The sequence below is a fragment of the Bacillus sp. VT 712 genome (assembly GCF_001614195.1).
Classification (GTDB): Bacteria; Bacillota; Bacilli; order Bacillales; family Bacillaceae_H; genus Priestia; species Priestia flexa.
The window spans coordinates 103,817-126,384 of record NZ_LWBK01000015.1 but is presented as its reverse complement, the minus strand read 5'-3'; the positions used below and the strand labels follow the sequence as shown (position 1 = coordinate 126,384).

At 38.3% G+C, this 22,568-nt stretch carries 30 protein-coding genes; 9 read left to right on the top strand and 21 right to left on the bottom strand.

Features of this window, described 5'->3' with window-relative positions; all coding sequences use genetic code 11:
* Window positions 1-114 precede the first annotated feature (114 nt).
* The 4 genes from A2U94_RS09745 to A2U94_RS09730 all read right to left on the bottom strand — a co-directional run bounded on the left by A2U94_RS09745 (window position 115) and on the right by A2U94_RS09730 (window position 2,021).
* Window positions 115-294 carry a DUF5659 domain-containing protein gene (locus A2U94_RS09745; protein ID WP_025909395.1) on the bottom strand — a complete coding sequence of 60 codons (180 nt, stop codon included), beginning with the start codon at window positions 292-294 and terminating at the stop codon, window positions 115-117.
* 307 nt (window positions 295-601) lie between these two features.
* The gene (locus A2U94_RS09740) at window positions 602-1,039 is read right to left on the bottom strand and encodes a helix-turn-helix domain-containing protein (RefSeq protein ID WP_025909396.1); all 438 of its coding nucleotides are present in this window, start codon (window positions 1,037-1,039) and stop codon (window positions 602-604) included.
* A 392-nt stretch (window positions 1,040-1,431) separates the two neighbouring features.
* Entirely contained in the window at window positions 1,432-1,728 is a 297-nt protein-coding gene (locus tag A2U94_RS09735) for a hypothetical protein (RefSeq protein WP_025909397.1), read from the bottom strand.
* Window positions 1,725-2,021: a hypothetical protein gene (locus A2U94_RS09730; RefSeq protein WP_025909398.1), complete on the bottom strand. Its 297-nt coding sequence runs from the start codon at window positions 2,019-2,021 to the stop codon at window positions 1,725-1,727. Before A2U94_RS09730 ends, A2U94_RS09735 begins: the two co-directional genes overlap by 4 nt.
* A 152-nt stretch (window positions 2,022-2,173) precedes the next feature.
* Between A2U94_RS09730 and A2U94_RS09725 the strand changes: the two genes are divergently transcribed.
* A complete protein-coding gene (locus A2U94_RS09725) occupies window positions 2,174-2,419 on the top strand; it encodes a helix-turn-helix domain-containing protein (RefSeq protein WP_025909399.1) in 246 nt (81 codons plus the stop codon).
* 25 nt (window positions 2,420-2,444) lie between these two features.
* On the opposite strand, the gene A2U94_RS09720 is transcribed toward A2U94_RS09725, so the two are convergent.
* From A2U94_RS09720 to A2U94_RS09710, 3 genes are read right to left on the bottom strand one after another with little or no spacing between them, the layout of a single operon-like run.
* The gene (locus A2U94_RS09720; RefSeq protein ID WP_025909400.1) at window positions 2,445-2,915 is read right to left on the bottom strand and encodes a hypothetical protein; all 471 of its coding nucleotides are present in this window, start codon (window positions 2,913-2,915) and stop codon (window positions 2,445-2,447) included.
* 21 nt (window positions 2,916-2,936) lie between these two features.
* The gene (locus A2U94_RS09715) at window positions 2,937-3,527 is read right to left on the bottom strand and encodes a replication-relaxation family protein (protein ID WP_025909401.1); all 591 of its coding nucleotides are present in this window, start codon (window positions 3,525-3,527) and stop codon (window positions 2,937-2,939) included.
* Window positions 3,463-4,779 carry an FtsK/SpoIIIE domain-containing protein gene (locus A2U94_RS09710; protein ID WP_025909402.1) on the bottom strand — a complete coding sequence of 439 codons (1,317 nt, stop codon included), beginning with the start codon at window positions 4,777-4,779 and terminating at the stop codon, window positions 3,463-3,465. The genes A2U94_RS09715 and A2U94_RS09710 overlap by 65 nt, the downstream gene beginning before the upstream one ends.
* Window positions 4,780-5,061: 282 nt before the next feature.
* Here A2U94_RS09710 and A2U94_RS09705 point away from each other — a divergent pair, with 282 nt between their 5' ends.
* Both A2U94_RS09705 and A2U94_RS09700 read left to right on the top strand, forming a co-directional pair.
* Window positions 5,062-5,292, top strand: a complete 231-nt coding sequence (locus tag A2U94_RS09705; RefSeq protein ID WP_025909403.1) for a helix-turn-helix domain-containing protein — start codon at window positions 5,062-5,064, stop codon at window positions 5,290-5,292.
* A 776-nt stretch (window positions 5,293-6,068) separates the two neighbouring features.
* The gene (locus A2U94_RS09700) at window positions 6,069-6,332 is read left to right on the top strand and encodes a MarR family transcriptional regulator (protein ID WP_025909404.1); all 264 of its coding nucleotides are present in this window, start codon (window positions 6,069-6,071) and stop codon (window positions 6,330-6,332) included.
* Window positions 6,333-6,456: 124 nt separating this feature from the next.
* Here the strand turns inward: A2U94_RS09700 and A2U94_RS09695 are convergent, their stop codons facing one another.
* From A2U94_RS09695 to dapF, 4 genes are all read right to left on the bottom strand, one after another.
* Window positions 6,457-7,284, bottom strand: a complete 828-nt coding sequence (locus A2U94_RS09695) for a helix-turn-helix domain-containing protein (RefSeq protein ID WP_231882750.1) — start codon at window positions 7,282-7,284, stop codon at window positions 6,457-6,459.
* A gap of 146 nt (window positions 7,285-7,430) precedes the next feature.
* Window positions 7,431-8,468: a tyrosine-type recombinase/integrase gene (locus A2U94_RS09690; RefSeq protein WP_025909406.1), complete on the bottom strand. Its 1,038-nt coding sequence runs from the start codon at window positions 8,466-8,468 to the stop codon at window positions 7,431-7,433.
* A 205-nt stretch (window positions 8,469-8,673) separates the two neighbouring features.
* Window positions 8,674-9,039 carry a HesB/IscA family protein gene (locus A2U94_RS09685; RefSeq protein ID WP_025909407.1) on the bottom strand — a complete coding sequence of 122 codons (366 nt, stop codon included), beginning with the start codon at window positions 9,037-9,039 and terminating at the stop codon, window positions 8,674-8,676.
* A 73-nt stretch (window positions 9,040-9,112) separates the two neighbouring features.
* Window positions 9,113-9,967 carry a diaminopimelate epimerase gene (dapF, locus tag A2U94_RS09680; RefSeq protein WP_025909408.1) on the bottom strand — a complete coding sequence of 285 codons (855 nt, stop codon included), beginning with the start codon at window positions 9,965-9,967 and terminating at the stop codon, window positions 9,113-9,115.
* A 212-nt stretch (window positions 9,968-10,179) separates the two neighbouring features.
* Here dapF and A2U94_RS09675 point away from each other — a divergent pair, with 212 nt between their 5' ends.
* Window positions 10,180-10,857: a DUF2225 domain-containing protein gene (locus A2U94_RS09675; protein ID WP_035320500.1), complete on the top strand. Its 678-nt coding sequence runs from the start codon at window positions 10,180-10,182 to the stop codon at window positions 10,855-10,857.
* A 54-nt stretch (window positions 10,858-10,911) separates the two neighbouring features.
* Here A2U94_RS09675 and A2U94_RS09670 read toward each other — a convergent pair whose 3' ends face one another.
* Entirely contained in the window at window positions 10,912-11,151 is a 240-nt protein-coding gene (locus A2U94_RS09670) for a YuzB family protein (RefSeq protein ID WP_025909409.1), read from the bottom strand.
* Between the two features lie 298 nt (window positions 11,152-11,449).
* Between A2U94_RS09670 and A2U94_RS09665 the strand changes: the two genes are divergently transcribed.
* On the top strand, window positions 11,450-12,517 hold the full coding sequence (locus A2U94_RS09665) for an NAD(P)/FAD-dependent oxidoreductase (protein WP_025909410.1): 1,068 nt from the start codon (window positions 11,450-11,452) through the stop codon (window positions 12,515-12,517).
* Between the two features lie 26 nt (window positions 12,518-12,543).
* Here A2U94_RS09665 and A2U94_RS09660 read toward each other — a convergent pair whose 3' ends face one another.
* Window positions 12,544-12,873, bottom strand: a complete 330-nt coding sequence (locus A2U94_RS09660) for a YuzD family protein (RefSeq protein ID WP_025909411.1) — start codon at window positions 12,871-12,873, stop codon at window positions 12,544-12,546.
* A gap of 195 nt (window positions 12,874-13,068) precedes the next feature.
* Between A2U94_RS09660 and A2U94_RS09655 the strand changes: the two genes are divergently transcribed.
* Complete coding sequence (locus A2U94_RS09655; RefSeq protein WP_025909412.1) at window positions 13,069-13,305, top strand: NifU family protein; 237 nt, start codon at window positions 13,069-13,071, stop codon at window positions 13,303-13,305.
* A 63-nt stretch (window positions 13,306-13,368) separates the two neighbouring features.
* Here A2U94_RS09655 and thrB read toward each other — a convergent pair whose 3' ends face one another.
* The 5 genes from thrB to yutH all read right to left on the bottom strand — a co-directional run bounded on the left by thrB (window position 13,369) and on the right by yutH (window position 18,957).
* Window positions 13,369-14,268, bottom strand: a complete 900-nt coding sequence (gene thrB, locus A2U94_RS09650; RefSeq protein WP_062686873.1) for a homoserine kinase — start codon at window positions 14,266-14,268, stop codon at window positions 13,369-13,371.
* Window positions 14,262-15,323: a threonine synthase gene (gene thrC, locus A2U94_RS09645; protein WP_025909413.1), complete on the bottom strand. Its 1,062-nt coding sequence runs from the start codon at window positions 15,321-15,323 to the stop codon at window positions 14,262-14,264. Before thrC ends, thrB begins: the two co-directional genes overlap by 7 nt.
* A complete protein-coding gene (locus A2U94_RS09640) occupies window positions 15,323-16,624 on the bottom strand; it encodes a homoserine dehydrogenase (protein ID WP_025909414.1) in 1,302 nt (433 codons plus the stop codon). The genes thrC and A2U94_RS09640 overlap by 1 nt, the downstream gene beginning before the upstream one ends.
* A 227-nt stretch (window positions 16,625-16,851) precedes the next feature.
* The gene (locus A2U94_RS09635; protein WP_025909415.1) at window positions 16,852-17,838 is read right to left on the bottom strand and encodes a 2-hydroxyacid dehydrogenase; all 987 of its coding nucleotides are present in this window, start codon (window positions 17,836-17,838) and stop codon (window positions 16,852-16,854) included.
* A gap of 108 nt (window positions 17,839-17,946) precedes the next feature.
* The gene (gene yutH / locus A2U94_RS09630) at window positions 17,947-18,957 is read right to left on the bottom strand and encodes a spore coat putative kinase YutH (RefSeq protein ID WP_025909416.1); all 1,011 of its coding nucleotides are present in this window, start codon (window positions 18,955-18,957) and stop codon (window positions 17,947-17,949) included.
* Between the two features lie 268 nt (window positions 18,958-19,225).
* Here yutH and A2U94_RS09625 point away from each other — a divergent pair, with 268 nt between their 5' ends.
* A complete protein-coding gene (locus A2U94_RS09625; RefSeq protein ID WP_076512354.1) occupies window positions 19,226-19,699 on the top strand; it encodes a phosphatidylglycerophosphatase A family protein in 474 nt (157 codons plus the stop codon).
* Between the two features lie 42 nt (window positions 19,700-19,741).
* Here A2U94_RS09625 and nucF read toward each other — a convergent pair whose 3' ends face one another.
* Entirely contained in the window at window positions 19,742-20,512 is a 771-nt protein-coding gene (nucF, locus tag A2U94_RS09620) for a 5' nucleotidase NucF (protein WP_025909418.1), read from the bottom strand.
* Between the two features lie 126 nt (window positions 20,513-20,638).
* Window positions 20,639-21,076, bottom strand: a complete 438-nt coding sequence (locus A2U94_RS09615; protein WP_025909419.1) for a DUF86 domain-containing protein — start codon at window positions 21,074-21,076, stop codon at window positions 20,639-20,641.
* Between the two features lie 109 nt (window positions 21,077-21,185).
* Here A2U94_RS09615 and A2U94_RS09610 point away from each other — a divergent pair, with 109 nt between their 5' ends.
* The gene (locus A2U94_RS09610) at window positions 21,186-21,452 is read left to right on the top strand and encodes a DUF3055 domain-containing protein (protein WP_025909420.1); all 267 of its coding nucleotides are present in this window, start codon (window positions 21,186-21,188) and stop codon (window positions 21,450-21,452) included.
* Between the two features lie 44 nt (window positions 21,453-21,496).
* On the opposite strand, the gene A2U94_RS09605 is transcribed toward A2U94_RS09610, so the two are convergent.
* Window positions 21,497-21,772 (bottom strand): YutD family protein, encoded by a 276-nt coding sequence (locus A2U94_RS09605; RefSeq protein ID WP_025909421.1) that lies wholly within the window; start codon window positions 21,770-21,772, stop codon window positions 21,497-21,499.
* A gap of 147 nt (window positions 21,773-21,919) precedes the next feature.
* On the opposite strand from A2U94_RS09605, the gene A2U94_RS09600 reads away from it, so the two are divergent.
* Window positions 21,920-22,564: a YhcN/YlaJ family sporulation lipoprotein gene (locus tag A2U94_RS09600; protein ID WP_025909422.1), complete on the top strand. Its 645-nt coding sequence runs from the start codon at window positions 21,920-21,922 to the stop codon at window positions 22,562-22,564.
* The last annotated feature ends 4 nt before the right edge of the window (window positions 22,565-22,568 follow it).

Below are 22,568 nucleotides of genomic sequence, written 5' to 3'. Positions count from 1 at the left end.
CCTCTCTATTAGATAGGTGTTTTAGATGCTTAGAATCACTTCGAATAGTAAGATACTCGGAAGAGAAGTTATATCTCTAAATCCCCTATTAGAAAGGCTGTTTTTCGACTTAAATCACGCGTTATCAGCTCCAAATAATCTTTCAAGTTCAGATTGCAGCTCATTCGTGTTTTCAAAGACAAAAACTAGTCCTTTCCTTTGTTTTCGTGCAGGTTCAATTCCCACTAAGTTAAACCCTTGCTTAATCAAGTGCCTTGCTACTCGTAGTGAAAAAATACATTTATATTGATTCATTTTGTGTCCTCCTAATTCGGGCGTGGCGCGAGGCCGGTTCCCTATGCTCTTAATCTTTTATCTTTTAATAAAAGAATTCTTCGACAAGTACTATACTCAAGTAATTCGTTAGAATTACGAAGAGCTGTATGAGTTTACGAATACAGTATCTTTTAATGACTCTGTCTCCTTACGGTTTTAAAGGAGGCAGTATCATTTTAAATCTCGTTATTAAATCTCGTTATATAAATCTAGTTAGCGTATAAATAACGGCATAACATTATGCTGTTTTCTTCCGTACGTTACGCTTTAATTTTCCGTAACATATCTAATCTTTATCTCGATACCTCGCCATACGTGCACTCGCCTGCTTTCGCGACTCCTCTAACTTTCGTAACGACTCTAAATAGTTATCCCATGCGTCAGGATATCTTTCGTAAAATTCTTCCGAGGTTAAAGGTTCATACGGTACATAAGCGTTTCCATGAATTGTCCCTTCAATTATTTCGATTAACCCTACATCGCGTAGAATGCTTAAGTGATCGCCTGTTGTCCGTGTTGTCTTTCCGTACTTTAACGCCAACGTATCTTTGTTAGGAAAGGCATATCCGAATTCATCTTCGTTGTAATAGTCAATAATTAAGGCGTACAGATAAAACATTTCCGCTTTAACTTTTTGGTGATTGATATAGTGCGATAAATCAGACGGTAACTTAATAAAATTTCGTTGATAAGCGTCTTTCTTTTTACTGAATGGTTTCTTCATGAATTAGCAGCTCCTTTTCGTTAGTAGTTTTTATATAAAGCCGGCATTGCCAGCGATTTTTTCGCCTTACTTTGAATACAACGCATCAACTTCGAAAAGTGGACATTTCGCCTGTATTTTATATAAAGCGTTAGGTCGCAAAAGTGGACGTTTCTAGCAAAAGTTTTCTTCGCTTATACCACATTATCTGCAGCATCTACCGAAAGTGGACGTTATAATTGATATAAGACCGTTATTTGCTACGTTGTACAAAAGAACGCAAAAAAAAAGCGCTACAATTGCCGTTGTGCGCCTGGTCATTACATATATACGATATCTGCCAGCTTTTCGATTTCTGTTGACTTAAATCCCATTAAATGTTAATGTGTTGCTAAGTAATATTTCGTCTGGAACTAACGGTTGCCTCCGTTGGTTCTTTTTTTATGCGCTAATTCAGCGAAAAAATCTGCCACTGACATTTTCGCTATAGAACTTAGGTCGATCCCGTCCAATAGCTCGGGCCCAAATAAATGTGTTTCGATTACAGTTTTCCAATCTTTTACCGTACCGTCCTCCGTTCTACGCAAAACTTTATGAACGCTCAATCCTTCATAACCTTTCGCCAGGTACAGCTCGTCGCCTAATCGAACTACATCCCGCTTTATTACCTCGGTGCTATCGTCGTAAACGTACAAGTAGCGCTGTTTCATTGGGCGTCGCCTGCTAATTTCGCTATAAGTTTAAACATCCCCACTGCCGAAAGATCTTCGATTTCTTCCATCTTCAAACTTCTGACACCTTTATCTTCGTTGTAATCATTTAAATGAGCTAGTTCATCTAAGAAGACATAGGATCCATCCAGACTCTTTGCTACTCGCTGCAGTAACAACCCTCCGTCAACATCTGGATACAAGATAACGTCGTTTTCTATGAACAAAACTTTTACGTCTTCATATGTTGTTTCTCCTTCTAACTGCCATTTAATTTTTACGTTTTTCACCATTCAAACCATCCGCCTTTTATTTTTATTACGAATATACGCTTTTTCGTATATCGTTAAGTTGATTATAGACTAGCTTTTTTTATTCGTCAATACGCTTTTTCGTATTTACGCAAAAATACTTTTAGTTTATAATTCACTTAAGAGGTGAAGTCATGTACAAGATTCATGTTAAATTAGCTGAAGCTATGGAAAGCCGTGGTATTCACACGCAAAAAGAGTTGTTAGCTTTAATAAAAGAAAAGACCGGCGAAACTCTTCGCGCAGCTACAGTATCCGATATGTATAATAATAAGAGCACGAACTTAATCAATCGAAAATACTTAGAAATCATTGCAACAGCGTTAGAAATTCAAAACATCGGTGATCTAATCGAGCTAGATACTTCGGAAACAAAATAAAAGCGCCTTTTGGGCGCCTTCTTAATTAGATAATCGCTAGTGGTATTATCAAACCAATACTATTACCGACCCCTACAATAATCTTCATAAAAGTTGGCATTAACTGAACTAATACATAACCTAAAGATGCATTTTGTATTAATGATATCCCCTTATCTTTTTGATTTATCATAAACATTAAACCACCAGACGACAGCATTACTAACGCAATAGGGTAAGACAACGCTTGAATTATGTCGACTAGAGGCATTAACGCATCTACAATCTGCTCTTTTGCATGGTTTTTGACATACTCGCCTGGTCCTGCGGCATATGCATGATTAGAAGAGCTTACACCTGACAATCCTATGGTCGTTACGCCTGCCAGCGCGATCAATGCATGCTTTACTTGGTAAGCTCTTGTTCCCTTTTTAATTTGCTTCACTATGCCATCCGAGTCCCTCTTACGCATGAATTCACTGATGGTCCCTACCGTTTCAACTTTGCGATTAAACATTTATACCGCTTCCCCTCTTCATTAGATGAAATCCGATATCGTAAATACCTTTACGTCAAGACCTTCGCATAGCTCTTCTAGCTTCCTACTTCTATATTCTGTCGTTGTAATCCAAATAAACGCTGGTTTCCTATCGAATACCCCGAGATCAATCAGCTTGCGATACTTACTCATTTTCGTTTTATTAGCCAACATTGTTTGAGTGTGATCTACTTCTATAATGTAATAACGACCATCATGTGAGAATAAAGCGTCACAAATGGCTTTTACTCGGTTAGGAAGTTCAAGTTTCACTTCGTTTTTCCATGTCTCAGGGCAGCCATATGCAATGTACAAGCTATTTCGCATGATAAAATGGCGTGCCTGAAGTGTTTTTTTACGGACTTTCTTAGCGTTAACCAGTTCTCGACCCTCTTTCGTTAAATAGTAAATCGCTTCACCGTCGCGAAAATAAGTTACGTATCGACTCATGTCCTTTAGCACACGCGATGTATTTCGAGGACTGCCTAAATTATGAATAGCCTGCAGCTGTGAACGACTGAGATAATCACACCTCTTCAATGATAAGCAGATCTCGATTTGACGTTGTTCCTTCTTGATGGCTTTCTGCATTTGCATACGGCTCCTTTCTCGATGTGATGTTAATGTACGGACCAATAGTATTTTGGATTAAGTTATCGTCAATAAATGGCGTCTGCACGACATTAGTTTGGTCCGTTTGATATATTGCTCTTCCTTTGATTAACGGCAACTTCTCTGCTCCTTCTTCGTCCAGCACAACACGACTTGCTACCGCATTTCTTACGCGAAAGCACAATTTCGCTTCACTATTCTGCTTACATTGTCGTGGGATAACATCGCCAGTCGGATACTGAGTCGCCAAAACCTGTCTAAAGCCTAAACCTGCGCCTAACCTCGCAATCTGACTCATGTACTTTTGACATTGTTCTTTGATCTGCCGTTCTTCCTTCGTTACAGCCTCTTGCGGATTCAATTCTCCTACCTCATCGATAAGAATAAAGTGTCGTTCGGTAATATGTGTATCTTGGACCTTACGCTTATTCAATTTCCGCAACGTTTCCTGCATGGTCCGCATATCTTTATACGCCTGTTCTAACGCTACTAGAGCTTCTTCAGGTTCGTATGCGATGCGCTTTACTTGATTAACATTTTCATAACCGCCAAATTCAACCCCGCCTTTTAGATCAATTAACGTAAAGCTGACGTTATTGGTTTGCGTAGATATCAACGAGCTAATCAGAGCGTTAAGAAAGTTCGACTTTCCGTAGCGTGTGGCGCCTCCAAGCGCTAAATGTGGCGTTGCTTCGAAATCATGTTTAATTAGTTTTCCAGCGCGATTAATCCCAACCGGTATCTGCCAACCGTTCAACTTACGTAATAAGGATCCCGTATAAGGAAAATGATCGGTTAACGGTTCAGTATAGACTTTGAATCGTAGCATACCGTCGAAAGTTAGCTCAATTTCCTTTTGCGCGCTTCGCTTTCTCTCAAATAAGCTACGAACCTGCGTCAAAAGGTCTTTGTTCAACTGGACAGACCTTATATCTTCGAAAGATACATTTATTAATCTTCGTTTGATATTTAAGCCGTCTTGAAAACGATCTAGCTTCTCTTTAAATTGATTTACCGACATTCCCTGCGGCATTTGATAGACATACTCCGTATAACCGGCACCTCTAGTTCTACGGTGAATTCTAATTTTTTGCCCATCCTTCGCAACAAGACCCGCGTTCGCTGCAATTCGCTCTATCCTCTTCGCATCATTACCTCCTCCGTGTTGATAGACGTAGGTTGAAGCTAAGACGCTACTCATTGCAATTGACGATAGTATTTCGAATATCACAACACCACCTCCGAATCTTAATATCTGATAAGATAGTTTCTCGCAAGTAGAACGATTCAAAATGGCTTCAGACGTTGGTAGAAAAGGATTTCTAGAGACGTTTTAAAATACTAGCCGCGAAATTTCATACGAAGAGAGAAACGGGCTGTTCTATGCGCATTGTGAAACGTATTTTGACTCGCTTAGTGAATGGTATTCTCGCCCGTTTGTCCGTTATGTCATTAATTTGCGCTCGGTTTAAAAAATGACATTTCGGTCAAGCCTATTAACGAGGTGATAAGGATGTTTAACTTATTCGGATTAGGTAAGAAGCGAACAGAATTCGGTAATTGGTTAGATAGTGAAGGCATTTCGCAGATTGAATTAGAAGAAAAGGCGCAGCTTAGTCGCGGAACGATTTCGAGGTTATGTAACGATAAAGAGTACCGTCCGAAACATTCAACACTCGCAAAGGTTCGTAGAGGATTAAAGGCGCTTGGTAAAGACGTGCCAGAAGACTATTTTAAAATGTGATAGAATCGAAGGATCGAAGTGTTTTTTAGATATCCGCATTTAAGATACGGTAGGCAAGGATAATTGCGATTATAGAGGCGCCCCCCTACCTTAACGCCCTGAGTTTTAAAATTTCGTAAGAAAATGTCGCAGCTTAGGCGAAAGGTTTCCATTTATGCCTACCCCGCCCATTCATTATCAATGTATTTGATATACATTATCAGTTCCTGTAACATATCTTATGTAAACTAGCACTTAGAATAACCCTTGATACATCAACGTTTGTTAACTTTCGAAGAACTATACGCCATACATTATTTATGCACGCTTGATATGACGCGGTTTCTTACCCGCATAATGTTACCAATCGTCCTTCGTAATGAATAAAATACTGCATAAACCCCCTGAGTTCCAAAGACCTCTCCCGTCCCAGGCGCGTGAGGCTGATAATTCCTTACGATAGATAACTCACAATCTAGCGCTAAATACACGTTCCTTCTATATGTACGACTGTATAGGCTTAACGTAATGTCAAAGCGTTTTGAGGGTCGCGCATAACACTGGCTCGGCTGGTTAAACGTACTATAAAACCGGAAGATATCGTCCGATTCGGTTCGATGTAATATCACGTTATAGATCGAGTTTCTTCTATATGATGCGTAAAATAAGTACGTCTCAAATTCTATCGAACTCTCACTTCCGGTAAGTAGATAGCTTGAAATTGAAATGCGACTACAAAAACGTTAAAATGATATTGGTTTACGGACTCTCCTAATACTTAAAGAAGGAGAGAATAGATGTATTATACACAAACACAGATTGCAGAAGAACTAAAAATTCCTAAATCAACGCTAAGTGACCGAATTAAAAGGTTTGGGGCCTTAATCGATACTACTTACGAAGATGGGAAAATTAGTTATACTGAATGTGCTAAAGATCAAATGAAATTAATCGAATACGCTTACCAAAATAAGTATTCAAATTCAGATATAAAATTAGAATTATCAGCTTTACTGGTTGCTTATAAAACCATTCACAAAGTTCAACAAATGAAAATCTAAAAAATAAATAACATGGAGAGTCCGTAGCTATAACTAGCTATACTTACGAGTACGTAAATAAACGTACTGACGGAGTAATACGCTATATAGTTGCGGACTCTTTGACGAAATAATAGGCGAAAGATCATACGATATTTAGCCAATCAAACAACGGATTTTCCCTGCGCTTCCACACCGCCAACTTTGCCTCCACTATGCGATAAAAATATCCTTCGAATGTATTACGTATCTTACTCAACTTCTTAGCGAAAATAGTCTCTTTAAACGCTTGTATAACGTCTGCTAACACTTCCGTCTCTTCTAACGGCAGAGTCACTTCGCTCTTTTTATACGCAACTAATACTCGATTCCATAAACGATAAATAGTATCGGCTGATCCATAAAAAGGCGCAGTAGCGTCTACGAAAGCTTTCGGTACATTAGAAGGCGTAAATGATTCGTCTAACTCGATCTCTTTTACGTTAATTCGTTTATTAATTCTCTTAGAAGGCAATGTTTTAGAAATCTCTGTTTCCGAGCTAACTTTCGCTTGTTCAGCGCTTGATACGGCAGGCTTTGGTGCATCTTCACGGGGCGACATTTCCGCAGTGACAGGCGGAGTGACACAGCCGTCCACAGTTCGGATCACATACACGTTGTGGCCCGATCCCCCTTTCGCTCGAATAGTTGATTTACGCTCAATGACACCGTAAGATACCAGCGTTTTTAATGCGCGTTGTACTGTGCGCTTGCTGCATTCCGTTAAGTTAGCGATAGTTTCCACCTTTAAAAACGCTACGCCAACGATTTTACATGCGTAACGAGATAACGTTTTAAGAATACGAATAGCTGACGGCGTTAGTTCGTGCTTGTATGTATATAGAAAGCCGCGAATAGCTTCGTTCATTTCATTTACGTTAGCGAACGATTGCAATTGCTTCATTTCGCTATAATTAGCTGCATTTAACATCATATATTCCCCCGTTTGGGACACATACAAGCACTTTTGGACGCATTTGAATAAGCGTTGACTTTTTACGCTTTTTTCGATACCATTTAATTAGCGATTAGATGGGCGTCTGCTTTGTGCAGGTGTCCTCTTTTTTTGTCTTTTTCGGTTCAGTTACGTCTTTGGCGAATGCCGTTAATCGGTGAATAATCATCATGGCTCCTACGCATCTCTTCCGTATCCATTTGGATATACCGGCGCATGGTACGTATATCAGCCCAACCGCCCATTTTCTGTAATGTAAAGGCGTCACAACCGTTTAAAATCATGTTTTTGGCCCATGTATGGCGATAAACATGCGCTGTAACCTTCTTACCTGCTACTCCGGCTTTATCAGCGTAATATTTCAAACGTTTATTGAAGTGATTTTCACTAATCGGCTCACCAAAGCACGAAAGGAATATACGATCTAATTTAAAGTGCGTTTGGTTTTCGGTAACTAATTGCATTAATAACTTCGATACATAAGCTGATATCGGTACCAAACGAGGCTTTCGATTCTTATTCTTCTCGCCAATCAACGTTATAAAGCGAGTCTGAAAGTCTATATCAGAAATACGTAAATTAATAAGCTCTCCTATACGCAACCCACTATCCAGTAGCAAGTTCATAGCAACGAAGTCACGAAATCCTACAAAGTCTTTTTGATTCGGCTGCATTAATATCTTTTTTATCTCTTCTTCCGTAAAGCAATTCGTTAGGTCTAAGTCATGGCGCAGTAGCTTTACTTTATCCATCGGATTGACTTCGATTAGTTCTTCACGCTCTAAGTAGTTAAATAACGCTCGATATACGCGCAACCTAATGTTAATTGTCGTTTCTGCTAATCCTACTCCTTGTTTATCGCAGTCAATATACTTATGTCCATCGTACTTCTTAGCTTCGTATTTAAGATAATTAACGTAGTTGCGAATCATCTCCGCCGTTACTTCTTCCATTAACACTACTTCCGGATAGTTATCTGCGAGCCAGTCAGTAAAGTATCGCCAAGTCTTTATGTAGTCTCTTAGCGTTCTTTCTCTAACGCCTTCTATTTTCTTACCGGAGATAACCATATCGAGTCCTTGCTCTAATGTTAATTGCGGGTACTCTTTCGAACCAATGCGCTCTCTTACTGGACTTCTTCTCTTTCGCTTCTTTAACGCCATAAAAAAAACGACCTCCCTAACGATGTGTTTTTCACCGTTAAGAAAGTCGTTATTTTCAATCCTTCGAATAGGAAACTGGGGTTGTTAATACGCTTGTATGCGATTGAGTTCTCGCATATTTCAAACGTAATACACAACCATCGTCCATGCTTCCGATTAGCTTGCCGAAATAATATCTCGGTAGCTTAAAACGTTGATATATCGCTTAACACTCTTCCGGTGTACCAGCGTTCGCTGCCGTGCGGAATGAAGATCCACAGCCGCATGATGCAATGGCATTTGGATTATCAATTGTAAATCCTCCACCAAGCATAGACTGCTTATAATCAATCTTAACTCCTTTTAAAATCGGCACACTTTCTTTATCAACAAGAATTTGAATGCCATGTTGCTCAAACTGCATATCGTCTTCACTAACTTCGTGTGCGAAGCCCATTCCGTATGATAAACCTGAACAGCCTCCTCCGTTAATCGTTACGCGAAGGTAAGCATTCTCTTCTTCATGTTCTTTCATCATATCTTTTATTTGAAAGCTAGCCGCTTCTGTAATTTCTAGGATATCTTGACTCATAGTTAGATGACCTCCTTTTACCTATAAGTATACGCTGTGAGTACATGATGAACAACTACTCTGCTTTCAGTTCTTAATAGTAATAAACGCCATCACAAATAACAACTGCTGGACCTTTCATTAGTACATGGTTATTTTCTTTCCATGTAATGGTTAAGTCTCCACCCGCCAAGTGAACAATTGTGGGAGTATTTTTTTGCGTAAGATTATTTAAAACAGAAGAAACAACTGCTGCACATGCACCGGTTCCACAAGCTTGCGTTACACCTGAACCTCTTTCCCAAACGCGAAAATGCATTTCTGATTCATTCATAATCTCTACAAATTCAACATTTACACCTTCCGGAAAACGTGGATCCTTTTCAACCACTGGTCCTAATGTATGAAGAGGTGCTTTTTCAATATTTTCTACATAAAATACAACATGAGGATTTCCCATCGATACAGCTGTACCTATAAGCTCTTCGCCACCGAACTCCATTTTCTCTGACACGATGCTGTTACCTTCAAATCCAAGCATTGGAACTTCAGCTGGCTTTAATTTTGGTTTCCCCATATCAATTGTTACTTCATTTACTTTTTTATCCTGCAAATGAACAGTCGCATGGACAAGACCTGATAATGTTTCAATTGTAAACTCTTCTGTTTCTACTAAATTATGCTCATATGCATACTTAGCTACACATCTTAAGCCATTCCCACAATTTTTTGCTTCTGAACCATCGTTGTTAAATACGCGCATTTTAACATTCCCTTTAGTAGAAGGACAAATTAGAATCATCCCATCTGACCCGATGCCCGTATAGACGTTTGATACCTTAATAGCAACAGAAGCTAAATCTTCTTCCGCAATATGCTCTTCAAATAGATTGACGTAGATATAATTATTTCCAAGCGCGTGCATTTTTGTAAAAGCAAATTTTTTCATTTAATCACCCATTATTTTTTAGTATGGTCTTAGTATAAAATCATTCAATGTAGGAAACAATAAGAACATCCCCCGTTTCCCAACTCTTTAGCCAAAATGGTTAAGGAGTTTTTATTTTTCTATCACAAACACTACAAAAGACCCAAAACACGAAACGAAAAGTGTATAATATAGTTATAAAGAATCATTGAACTTCAAAAGGAGGAAATGAATTGGAAACCCTACATCCTCTTTATGATAAAAAAATCGCTTGTGCTTTGTGTAGCCACAGCTTTTATTCTAAAAAAGTCCGATCTCGCTTTTTAAAGGCTCAAAGATACGATACTGATTTTTTTATTTATTATGAAAACCCAAAGCTGCACCCTATCATATATGATGTCGTAATCTGTCCAAAGTGTGGATATGCGAGTACAGAACAATTCTCAAGAATTTTTCCTCCAGGTAGTGCAAACCAAGTTAAGGAAAAGGTCACAAAAAATTGGAGCTACCAGCCATATGATCAAGAACGAACGTTGCAACAAGCAATAAATGCTTACAAGCTGGCTATTTATTGTGCCAACATAAAAAAAGAAAAGTCATCTGTACTCGCAAGCCTCACGCTACGAGTAAGCTGGCTATACCGACTGCTTGATGACATCCAACAAGAGCGAGCTTTCGCTTTACATGCATTAAAGTGCTACACCACAGCATATTTAGAAGAAACGTTCCCTTCTAACAGTAACGAAGTTCGATTGTTATATATTATAGGAGAACTAAACTATCGGCTCGGGTTTCAGCAGCAGGCGCTTCTCTATTTTTCAGAAATTATCTATAAACATAAAAATCATCCCGATCGCAAAACATTTGAGCGAACTAAAGAAAGATGGCATGAGATTCGTAGCATATCATAGCAAAACAGAAGCGGTAATGCCTATAGGCATTACCGCTTCTACTTTTACTCTATATTAAAACATTGGGTTCTCTTCCAAATGTGTGTAGATAGCTGCTACTAATTCTTCTGGTGTGTCAGCAGCTACAACATCCCCGTTTACTAAAGCAAAAGGAGACCGTGCACACTTTCCACAATAACCCAAACATCCATACTCAACAATATCTAAATTCGGATCTTTTTCTAACTCTTCCAACGCAAGCTGAGAACCGCTAGCTAAATTGCTGATACAAAATTCAATAATTGGTTGAATCACTATTCTCACCTCTCTACTAATTGTTTATCCTACCTTGTTTTTAAAAAGACGTCAAATATCCAAACTGCATGCTGATAAGGAAATTATGTTGAAATATATTGTGGTTTTTATTCAATTTAGTTATACTTTTATGTGAATACAAACAAAACAGGTTATATTAAATTATTATTTAAGTAAAATATGCTATGCAAAATCGAATGCGATTGACGTATCGGTTTCGTTTTGTATGCCTATATGTTTTAAGCAATTCAATTAGTATAGAGAGAATAAAATGTCTAAACGTAAAGGGGAAATCCAGATGAAGAACCTTGTGATACTCGGTGGAGGATATGGTGGTATGCGTGTCCTACAGCGACTTTTTCCAAATCAATTGCCAGAGGATGTACATGTAACATTGGTTGATAAAGCACCTTATCACTCATTAAAGACTGAATTCTACGCGTTAGCGGCTGGAACCATTTCAGATCAGCACGTTCGCGTTTCTTTCCCAGAGCATCCTCGTTTATCTATTCGCTATGGCTTCATTACAAACATTGATCTTGAAAATAACCAAGTTCACCTTGAAGACAACGAAGTCCTCCATTATGATGATTTAATTATCGGACTAGGGTGTGAAGATAAATATCACGGCGTGCCGGGCGCACCGGAGCATACATACAGCATTCAAACAATCGACGCTTCTCGCGCTACATATCAAGCGTTAAACAATTTACCTGCTCATGCAACCGTATCGATTGTCGGAGCTGGTCTTAGCGGTGTTGAATTAGCTAGTGAGTTAAAAGAAAGCCGTTCTGATTTAAATATCATGCTATTCGATAGAGGAAAATTAATTTTATCTTCATTCCCAGAACGTTTGAGCAATTATGTTCAAGACTGGTTCACTTCTAACGGTATTGAAATTGTGAACAACGCCAATATCACGAGAGTAGAACAGAATACTCTATACAATCATGATGAACCAATTAAAAGCGATGCGATTGTGTGGACAGCCGGCATTCAACCAAACAAGGTCGTTAGGGATTTAAACGTTGAGAAAGACACTCAGGGTCGCGTAGTCTTAACAAAATATCATAATCTGCCTAACAATGAGAATGTCTATGTATTGGGAGACTGTGCTAGCTTACCACATGCTCCTAGTGCTCAACTAGCTGAGGGGCAAGCAGAGCAGATTGTTCAAGTGTTAACAGCACGATGGAAGAATGAAGAGCTACCTACTGAGTTACCAACGATTAAACTTAAAGGCGTATTAGGCTCTTTAGGAAAAAAACACGGATTCGGATTAGTAAACGATCGCGCAATTACGGGTCGAGTTGCTCGCTTATTAAAGTCAGGTATTTTATGGATGTATAAATACCATAACGGTTAATAAAAAAACGCCTAAAAGGCGTTTTTTTATGCAGACACAAATCCATATTTCTCTAATTCTTCAAAAATACGCTTTAGCTTTGGATTCCCTTCTCCAACAATCTCATTGTTAATTAGAATAACTGGATAAAACAAATCTTCATCAATTACTTTTTGCGAGAACTCCTGTTTCTCTTTTTCATCCACAGGTGGGTTATAAATATCGATATAACGTATGTTAAATGATTCATTCGGGTATTTTCGACTAAGCGCCGCCTCAAGCCACTCCTGTGTGTCTTTTGAAGATGGTAAATTCACGCAGCTTGCACAAATAATTTCTGCTCCATATACACAAATCTCAACGTTGTTTTTTTCCATATTTGTTCCCCCTATTCCCATGCTATGGCTCTTTCAATAAAGAAAGCTTCCACTCTATCTTATCTTTATTGTACACAAAAACTATTTAAAGAACATCGTTTTTCAAGTTGAACGAACGTAATCAAAGATTCTTGAATAGATTTTTTATGTAAGAGCGTTTATAATGTAACTAGAGAAGGAAAGGAGTCGATAATCATGGCTGAAATGGAAATGCATGAACAAGTACAAGAAGTATTAGATAAGCTTCGTCCATTTTTACTTCGCGATGGTGGAGATTGTGAATTAGTCGACGTTGAAGATGGCATTGTAAAATTACGTCTTCTAGGCGCTTGTGGCAGCTGCCCAAGTTCAACAATCACGCTAAAAGCAGGTATTGAACGTGCTCTTTTAGAAGAAGTACCTGGTGTTGTAGAAGTTGAACAAGTTTTCTAATGATCCCTTATATAACAAACCCTCAAGCGATGCTTGAGGGTTTTTGCTTTAGTTTGTTACGACCTAAGCGTCTACATATACACCTTTTGTATCAATACCTACTACGTCAACTTCACAATGAGATAATTTTATAGCTAAATGCTTAGCAATGTCTTTTCCTTTTCCAATAGGTGCTAAGCATAATACACTTGGCCCCGCTCCGCTCAGCACTGTTCCGTAAGCTCCTAACCTTTTAGCTTCTACTCTCGCAATGGCTAGCTCTGGTACCAATTTTGTTCGATAAAGCTCATGGTATAAATCTTTTTCCATAAATGTTCCTACCGCTTCAAAATCACGATTCATCAGTGCAGACACAAGCATATTCCCAATTGCTCCGGCTTCTACTGCTGTTCGATAATCAATTACCTTCGGCAAAGCATTACGGGCATCAGCTGTTTTTAATTCGTATCTCGGAATAATCATTATTACTTCAGCTTGTAAGTTGGGAATATGATTGATATACGTTTCATCTTCATGATGATATCCAATCACGACGCCTCCATAAATAGAAGGACTTACGTTATCCGGGTGGCCTTCCATTAGGCTGCTAATTCGCAGCTTGTCTTTTTGCGATAAATTAAGCTTAGCAAGCTGATTAGCAAGTTCAATACCTGCAACAATTGCAGAAGCACTGCTTCCAAGCCCCCTAGCTAACGGTATATCGCTTGAGACATACACTTTTGCTGCTGGAAGAGTTACTTCATATTGCTTTGCTACATCTTCGGCAACCTGATACATTAAGTTGTCCTTGCCTGTTGGTATTCCTTCAACATCAGCTGTCTTTGGTACAAATACCCACTGTTCAGCTGGCTCCACTGTTAAAATCAAGTAGCGCCCAAGAGCGATTCCAATGGAATCAAACCCGGGCCCTAAATTAGCAGAGCTCGCTGGCACTGTGATTTTAAAGCGGTCAAAAGTTAACATGAAGCGACAACACCTTCAATATATTCAAACACTTTTTCTTCTTCATTTGGCAATACAACTGGCTTAACATCATGTGCGTCAATTGCTACGTTCGGATCTTTTAATCCATTTCCAGTTAGCACTGCTACTACTGTTGAACCTTTGGCAATTTTCCCTGATTTTACGTCTTTTATTACACCAGCGATTGATGCACAAGACCCAGGCTCTGCAAAAACACCTTCTCTTCTAGCAATTAAGCGATATGCATCTAAAATTTGCTCATCCGTCACTTCATCAATTTTGCCTTTTGATTCATTAGCTGCATTTACCGCATAATCCCAGCTTGCTGGATTACCGATACGAATTGCTGTTGCAATTGTCTCTGGATTTTCAATTACTTCGTTTCGAACGATTGCTGCTGCTCCTTCAGCTTCAAAACCGTGCATAAGAGGCAGACCGCTCTGATTACGCTCATTATACTCTTTGAAACCTTTCCAATATGCTGTAATATTCCCGGCGTTCCCAACAGGAATTGCTAAAACGTCGGGTGCCTTTCCTAACTGTTCACAGATTTCAAAAGCTGCGGTTTTTTGCCCCTCAATTCGGTAAGGGTTCACAGAGTTTACAAGAGATACAGGTGCTGTTTCACTAAGTTTTCGAACCATTGAAAGTGCTTGATCAAAGTTTCCTTCAATTGCTACAATTTCTGCTCCGTACATAACAGCTTGAGCGAGCTTACCCATTGCAATTTTTCCGTTTGGAATAACAACGATACAGCGCATGCCTGCACGTGACGCATAAGCTGCTGCTGCTGCAGACGTATTACCAGTAGATGCACAAATGACTGTGTTACTTCCTTCTTCTTTTGCTTTTGCAACGGCCATGACCATACCTCGGTCTTTAAATGAACCTGTAGGGTTTAAACCTTCTACTTTTACATGCAAGTTAATGCCAAGTTCTTCCGATAAATATGGAAGATGAATAAGCGGCGTATTTCCTTCATGTAGTGTTAACATTGGTGTTTCTTCTGTTACTGGCAAGAACTCTTTATATTGGTGTAATAAACCTTTCCACATTATACGATGCCAACTCCCTCTACTCGATAACTGCTTTTTACGTTTTCAACGATTGGTAAGTCTCTTAATTGTTGTAAAATTTCTTCATAGTCTTTTTGAGATGTTTTATGTGTTACAACAACGATCTCTGCAAGTTCGCTTCCTGTAACCGGTAATTGAATAATTTTTTCAAAGCTTACGCCGCGTTCAGAAAATAATGTTGTTAATTTGGCAAATGCGCCTACCTGATCTTTTACGTGAATACGTAAGAAGTGTTTAGAAAACTTTTGGTCTTCTGTTTTCAACTGTTTTGGGAATTGAGGCGTTACGGCACTCTTTCCATTGACCCCTAACCTCAAGTTTTTCATCACGCCCACAAGATCCGATACAACTGCAGTTGCTGTCGGTAAACTACCCGCTCCAGGACCATAAAACATTGTTTCTCCAACCGCTTCTCCATACACATAAACCGCATTGTACTCATCGCTAACTGATGCTAATGGATGTGTATCCGCTAATAACGTTGGCTGAACACTTACTTCGACGTTGTCTCCGTCTCGATGCGCGTATCCAATTAATTTCACTGTATATCCTAATTGTTTACTATATTGTAAATCTTCTTCCGTTACTTCCGTAATACCTTGAACCTGCACATCATCAAGGTCAATTTTCATTGAGAAACCAAGCGTAGCTAGAATCGCCATTTTTCTTGCTGCATCCAAGCCTCCAACATCAGAAGTAGGGTCTGCTTCTGCATAACCTAGTTCTTGTGCTTCTTTTAGCACTTCTTCATATGCGCTTCCTTCTTTTGTCATCTTTGTTAAGATAAAGTTTGTTGTACCATTTACAATTCCCATCATTTTTGTAATACGATCTGAAGCTAAACCATCTGCAAGTCCACGAAGAATCGGAATTCCTCCAGCAACACTTGCTTCATAAAATAAATCGCAGCCATTTTCTGATGCAACCGTTAATAACTCAGAACCGTAAACTGCCATCAAATCTTTATTTGCTGTTACAACGTGCTTTTTATTACGAAGAGCCGTTAAAATATAGTCTCTTGTTTCCTCAACGCCACCCATAACCTCAATAACAACATCTACATCTGGGTTATGAATGACATCCTCTACGTTTGTTGATAATTTCTCACTACTAATCTCTACATCTCTAACTTTATCAATATTTTTAACTACCACTTTTTTAACCGTTACCGGACAGCCAACTTGGTGACTTAACTTATCCTGGTGATTTTCAATAATTTTAACTACTCCACTACCAACCGTTCCCAACCCTAATAATCCTACTGAAATACTTTTTGTCATATTATTCACCTCTATGTTCTCTTCACGTATACATTTGTTTTCTTATAGTGGACATTATAGACCCTATTTTTCTTTTTTACAAGACTTTACTTTAAATTTATCTCTTTATTCGTTGAATAAAAAGACAAATTTAAATTTTTTAAATATTTCATTTCCTTATCATAACACGTATTTTCTTGTTTTTTAACATACAAAAAGCATTTCTATAAAAGAAATGCTTTTATTCTTTAACCTTGAGGCACAAGCTCTCTATTAATGATGGTAGATGGGAAATGCCCTGCTAAAACAGCTTCTATGTTTTGTACCGCTAATTTAATCATACTTGTGCGTGTTTCTACCGTCGCACTTCCAATGTGAGGTAGTGCCACTACTTTTGGGTGCATGGCTAACGGGTGTGAACCATCAATTGGTTCATTCACAAAGACATCCAGTCCTGCTGCTGCAATCTCCTCTTCATTCAACGCTTTTAACAAAGCGGCTTCGTCCACTACATCACCCCGAGAAACGTTAATAAACATCGCAGATTTCTTCATCTTTTTGAATGCTTCCTCATTAAACATATTTTCAGTTTGTTTTGTTAAAGGTGTTAAGCACACAACAAAGTCAGACTTCTCTAATACATCATCCATTGATGCATATGTAACAGGTAACTTGCTTTCAGCTTGTTCATTTCGAGAACGATTGTGATAAAGGATATTCATATCAAAACCTGCTGCTCTCTTCGCTAGCACTTCACCAATCTTTCCCATCCCAACAATTCCAAGCGTTTTATGATGAATATCTCGACCAGCTAACAAATATGGGCTCCAGCTTGTCCACTTATTTTCTTTAATATGTGCTGAAGCCTCTAAAATATTTCTAGCCGTTGTCATAAGGAGCGTCATAGCTAAATCTGCTGTGGTATCTGAAAGCACATCAGGCGTATTACAAACATAGATTTGACGCTTTGTCGCTGCTTGGATATCAATATTATCAAACCCCACAGCTAGATTCGCAATTACTTTTAAATTAGTGGCTTCCTTTAATAATTCTTCATCTACTCTATCAGATAAAACCGTTAAAAGCCCATGAGCTTTTTTTGCTTTTTCAGTGAGTACATCATGAGGTACCGGGTCTTCTTCTGAATGCCACATCTCTACTTCAGCCACTACGCGTAGTGGCTCCACGAACTTCTCCGGTATATTCCTCGTAATAAAAATAAACGGCTTGTCCATTATCTATCACCTCATTGATTTTTAATTACATAACATGACGCCTTATTGTTTACCGCAATAGGCGTCACGTCGCATTATCTTTATATGTCTTTACTCTACTTATACCACTTAAACACCGCTTGATAACCACCCTACTTCTGGTATATGGTACCGTGAAGTAGAAATTCCAACGGATTGATAAAACTGCTTTAAAAATCGCTCATAATGGGATGAGTGATCTAAGACAGCTTCTAGCTGCTTATAATAGCCTTGCTTTTGTTCTTCGCTTTGAACACTATAATATCCTTCTACCACTTCAAAATAATGCACAGGGAACAACAGTCTCGCATATAGAAGACGCCATGAAAATGATGAGAGTGGGTTAATACGTTCGTATTCACTTAAAAAGTAATGCAACTGATGTGGATTTAGCTCATAGGATGATAAATATTGTTCACGAATATACTCTGCTAAGTCTCTGCTGGGATGATCAAAGACCCAATCCACTGGGAGTTTATAGATATACTGGCTTCCCCAAGTCGTCTGTCCAAATCGGTGATGACAAATTGTAGCTGAGTCTACTGCTCTTGGCAAATCATCAATCTCTGTATCCACTAAATACTGAATGGCATTCTCTGCTAGCCCTAGATAGTATGGAAAGCTTTCGAGAAATTTCTTTTCAACTTCTTGATTAGGCAAAGCTCTCAATCGTCCATACCAAAACTCTTCCATTTGATCTAACCGCTTTTCCCACAATGATTTCCATTGACCTAACCGTTTTGAATGTTCAACTTCATAAGGAAACATTCGACCGCGCTGATGAAATTCTGCTAGCTCTGAACCAATGACAAACTGTTCATTTCGCGGTGCGGCTATCGATCGGCAAATCATAAACTTTAAATCATCTGATTCTGTAATCATATTTCCTTCTAGATTTGGCATAAATGTAGAGATATAACGGTCACCTTGGCTCATGAGAAACTGACTCATTTGATACAACTCGTTCAGCTCATCTTCTTCCACTTGATTTAAATGAATAATCGTATACAAGATGTCTCGATATTGGAAGGCTTGATAAGCGCCCAAAGTCAACAATTCATCAGGGTGTAAACCATAGCCTTCATAAATTGCTTGCTTCACGTACATCCCCTCATTTCATTGATCAAAGTTTTCCCATAAAGAAATTCAATACTTGTCATAATATTTATGCGCAATCGAATAGATTAGAATTACACAATTTATTATGATTTCCTCCGAGTGAGTCATACTAGAAGATGTAATGATATGCTCACCAAATCGTGAAGTACATGATTTACTTCTAAACATATGCTTCTGTATTCCTTTAAGCATTAAAAAATAAAAAGAAATTAGGTGATGATACTTGGAGAAAAAACACGAGCAAAGTGAAATGGAAAAAACAGCAAGAGCGTGGCTAACAAAACGTGGTGTCACAGTAAGAGATATTGCTGATCTTGTTTTTTATCTACAAAAGAAATACCACCCCAATTTAAACATTCAAGAATGTGAGTACAATGTCGAGCGCGTCATCTCAAAACGCGAAGTACAGAATGCAATTCTTACAGGTATTCAACTGGATATTTTAACGGAAAAGAAACAAGTTGAAGAGCCGCTCTTATCAATTTTAGAAAAGGACGAAGGCTTGTATGGCATAGATGAAATCTTAGCCTTATCCATCGTAAACGTGTATGGCTCAATCGGCTTTACAAACTATGGATATATTGATAAGCAAAAGCCAGGGATACTGGAAGAATTAAACGATAAATCGTCTGGAAAATGTCACACATTCCTTGATGATATTGTTGGTGCTATTGCTGCAGCTGCCTCGAGTCGTCTGGCACATCGAGCTGAAAATGTTGAATAAAAAAAGAGAGTGGTTCAATTTGAATCACTCTCTTTTCATTCATTATATTTTATCCATCCATTCTTTTAGGGAATCAACAGCATAAGTTGGCTGCTTATCATACCCCTTAAGTAGCTCTTTTGTTGTTACCCCAGTATGAACTAATAAAGTATCTAATCCTGCTTTCATTCCAGCTAAAATATCTGTATCATAATAATCGCCTACCATAAGAGTGTCTTCTTTCGGTGTTCCAATTACTTCTAACGCTTGCTCCATAATAATACTTTCTGGCTTTCCAATGAAGACTGGTTGTGTTTGAGTAGAAACCGAAACAACCGACGTTATAGAACCGTTTCCTGGAAGTAAGCCTCTTTCTGTTGGAAGTGCAATATCGCCATTTGTCGACACAAAAAATGCACCGTTACGGACGTTTAAACAAGCTTTTGCTAGCTTCTCATATGTAATTTCTTGATCTAAGCCAACGACTACAAAGTCCGTATCTTCATCTTGAATTGTGAACCCTTTTTCAGTAAGCGCATGGCGAATCCCTTCTGCACCAATTACATATACTGTACCGTTGGGTTTACGGTCATGCAAATAATTAGCCGTTGCTTGGCTTGTTGTAAACACTTGATCTTCTGTTGTGGGAATTCCGAAGCTTTCAAGCTTTTCTGCTACTTGAGCAGGTCTTTTTGTTGAATTATTCGTAACAAATAAATACGGAATACCTTTTTCTTTTAATGCAATGACGAAATCACGCGCTTCTGCAATTAATTCTGTTCCTTTATACATCGTTCCATCTAAATCAATTAAATAGCCTTTATATTGCTTCATAGCTGCCTCCTACTAATTCATTCGATAATAAAAACGCCTTCTTTATTATAAGAAAGCAGATAGAGTTACAATGCGATAATAGCTTATTTTTCCTAAAATCACAAATCAGCTCACAGTTCTTTCACGCTAATTACGGAAAGCTGAAACAGGTCCTAATTCATTTTCTAGATATGTACGAATTCGAGTTGGGAATTGACTTAAAACCTCTTTGTTCTCTTGAACAACATGTATCACTTCATCATGTTTAACATCTAAATAATCTTGTACAAGGACTTTTCGCAAATTAATTACTGCTTTTAAGCCCTGTTCTTCCGAAGTTTCTACTACCTTCTCATCCATAAGAATATCAATGATATCATCATAGCTTCCAGGATCTCTCATAATGAATCCATCAATCATTGCATTACCGACATCTAAAACGTTTTCAATTAAGAGGTGAACAACTCTTTCTAACGCTTTTTTCTCGATAGTACTTTCCCACTTAGATTGTTCAGAAAAAACAACTAGGTGCTGCTCATAAAAACGTAGTATATGTTCAATCTTTTGACGATCTACAAAGTACATGATGTTTCCTCCTAACGCTTCGCTTATAAAATTTTCTAGCAGGCTTCTCCCCACTTTTCTTTTTTCATTTGATATGATAAAAGTATGGAAAGAAGGAAGGAGCAAGAGAATGAGCGAACGCTTTTATTTATATGATGATGTAGTTAATACAAAAACTCGATTTGTTAGCTTTATGGGTGAAAATCAACGGTTTGACCTTGCTATCATTCAGTCTGATCGCTATTATGGCAAGCATCTTGTCTTAGATATTCAAGGGGGACGCTTTGCTATTATTGGCTCAGATGATTTAGAGGAACCAAATTATTTAGAGCACATATTTAAGCTTTCAGAAGAAGATGGTCAAGAACTTAGAGAGTTCTTATACGAGGTCATTTAATGAGAAAGGCAGCGGAAAGAAAGTACATCTTCTGCTGACCTTTTTTATTTATTTACTTTTTTCAGTACAAAATACGCACAGCCAAAATTACAATATTCGTGTAAATAATCTTGAATTGTACTTATTTTTGTATCATATGTAGCTTTTTGATTACGGTCATCAAAAAAACCTTTTAAACGCAGCTGATTATAGCCCCAATCGCCTAATATATAGTCGTAGCGACTAAGCACATCAATATATCGACTTCGAAAAGCTTCCTCATCAAACCCTTCTCGTTCTTCTTTGATTACTTCATAGCAAACATTATTAACACAAATCATTGTTTCACCTCTTCTCTTCAAAATTACCATACCACATTTTGAAATTTTTTTCTAAACAATCGTTTGATTAAAAAACATGAAAACCAGCAATTTACAGGCAATTTTTTAACCAATCGCCGCAACCTATAGATAGGGAGGTCGTTTACAGTGAAAAAATATTTAATTTATTGCGGCATGTTAACAATGGTTGCATTATCAGGTTGTCAGGCAGGGGGCGAAACAGATAATGAAGCACTATCACCTAATAATCCAAATGCTATTAATGTAGCTGATCATGATCATAACGATTTATATAACAAAGAAAAGGATAACGATACCGATTATGGGTACGTACGTTATCAAAAATCACCTGTTGCTAACGATACTGAAAAGGCACAAAACATTGCTACACTTGACCGTGAGGAAGCAGCTGATTCAATTAGTAAACTTAGTTCAGCCATTCCAAATGTGAATGACGTAGCTACGCTTGTGACAGATGAAGACGTGCTAATCGCGTATAAAACAGACACAAAAGATCGAAATGCTACCGCTGATCAAGTAAAACGGACAGCAATGTCTATTATGCCCCGTTATTATCACGTATACGTATCAGATAACCCACAGCACATTCAAGATATCGAACGCTTCAGTGAAGCAAATACGAAAGCCGAGTCTGTGGAAGAGTCCATTCATTTAACCATTAAAGAAATGCTTAAATCTCCTCAAGGTCGTAAGATGAACGATGGTGAGAATGCAAACGGCGAGGAAAAAAACGAATTGAATGAACATGTAACAGATGAAAAGATGAAATAAAAAA

Bases quoted from the DNA above. Each gene is read 5' to 3' on its own strand.
- A2U94_RS09745 (WP_025909395.1), bottom strand. From the start codon at position 294: ATGAATCAATATAAATGTATTTTTTCACTACGAGTAGCAAGGCACTTG.
- A2U94_RS09740 (WP_025909396.1), bottom strand. From the start codon at position 1,039: ATGAAGAAACCATTCAGTAAAAAGAAAGACGCTTATCAACGAAATTTT.
- A2U94_RS09735 (WP_025909397.1), bottom strand. From the start codon at position 1,728: ATGAAACAGCGCTACTTGTACGTTTACGACGATAGCACCGAGGTAATA.
- A2U94_RS09730 (WP_025909398.1), bottom strand. From the start codon at position 2,021: ATGGTGAAAAACGTAAAAATTAAATGGCAGTTAGAAGGAGAAACAACA.
- A2U94_RS09725 (WP_025909399.1), top strand. From the start codon at position 2,174: ATGTACAAGATTCATGTTAAATTAGCTGAAGCTATGGAAAGCCGTGGT.
- A2U94_RS09720 (WP_025909400.1), bottom strand. From the start codon at position 2,915: ATGTTTAATCGCAAAGTTGAAACGGTAGGGACCATCAGTGAATTCATG.
- A2U94_RS09715 (WP_025909401.1), bottom strand. From the start codon at position 3,527: ATGCAGAAAGCCATCAAGAAGGAACAACGTCAAATCGAGATCTGCTTA.
- A2U94_RS09705 (WP_025909403.1), top strand. From the start codon at position 5,062: ATGTTTAACTTATTCGGATTAGGTAAGAAGCGAACAGAATTCGGTAAT.
- A2U94_RS09700 (WP_025909404.1), top strand. From the start codon at position 6,069: ATGTATTATACACAAACACAGATTGCAGAAGAACTAAAAATTCCTAAA.
- A2U94_RS09695 (WP_231882750.1), bottom strand. From the start codon at position 7,284: ATGATGTTAAATGCAGCTAATTATAGCGAAATGAAGCAATTGCAATCG.
- A2U94_RS09690 (WP_025909406.1), bottom strand. From the start codon at position 8,468: ATGGCGTTAAAGAAGCGAAAGAGAAGAAGTCCAGTAAGAGAGCGCATT.
- A2U94_RS09685 (WP_025909407.1), bottom strand. From the start codon at position 9,039: ATGAGTCAAGATATCCTAGAAATTACAGAAGCGGCTAGCTTTCAAATA.
- dapF (WP_025909408.1), bottom strand. From the start codon at position 9,967: ATGAAAAAATTTGCTTTTACAAAAATGCACGCGCTTGGAAATAATTAT.
- A2U94_RS09665 (WP_025909410.1), top strand. From the start codon at position 11,450: ATGAAGAACCTTGTGATACTCGGTGGAGGATATGGTGGTATGCGTGTC.
- A2U94_RS09660 (WP_025909411.1), bottom strand. From the start codon at position 12,873: ATGGAAAAAAACAACGTTGAGATTTGTGTATATGGAGCAGAAATTATT.
- A2U94_RS09655 (WP_025909412.1), top strand. From the start codon at position 13,069: ATGGCTGAAATGGAAATGCATGAACAAGTACAAGAAGTATTAGATAAG.
- thrB (WP_062686873.1), bottom strand. From the start codon at position 14,268: ATGTTAACTTTTGACCGCTTTAAAATCACAGTGCCAGCGAGCTCTGCT.
- thrC (WP_025909413.1), bottom strand. From the start codon at position 15,323: ATGTGGAAAGGTTTATTACACCAATATAAAGAGTTCTTGCCAGTAACA.
- A2U94_RS09640 (WP_025909414.1), bottom strand. From the start codon at position 16,624: ATGACAAAAAGTATTTCAGTAGGATTATTAGGGTTGGGAACGGTTGGT.
- A2U94_RS09635 (WP_025909415.1), bottom strand. From the start codon at position 17,838: ATGGACAAGCCGTTTATTTTTATTACGAGGAATATACCGGAGAAGTTC.
- A2U94_RS09625 (WP_076512354.1), top strand. From the start codon at position 19,226: ATGGAAAAAACAGCAAGAGCGTGGCTAACAAAACGTGGTGTCACAGTA.
- nucF (WP_025909418.1), bottom strand. From the start codon at position 20,512: ATGAAGCAATATAAAGGCTATTTAATTGATTTAGATGGAACGATGTAT.
- A2U94_RS09615 (WP_025909419.1), bottom strand. From the start codon at position 21,076: ATGTACTTTGTAGATCGTCAAAAGATTGAACATATACTACGTTTTTAT.
- A2U94_RS09610 (WP_025909420.1), top strand. From the start codon at position 21,186: ATGAGCGAACGCTTTTATTTATATGATGATGTAGTTAATACAAAAACT.
- A2U94_RS09605 (WP_025909421.1), bottom strand. From the start codon at position 21,772: ATGATTTGTGTTAATAATGTTTGCTATGAAGTAATCAAAGAAGAACGA.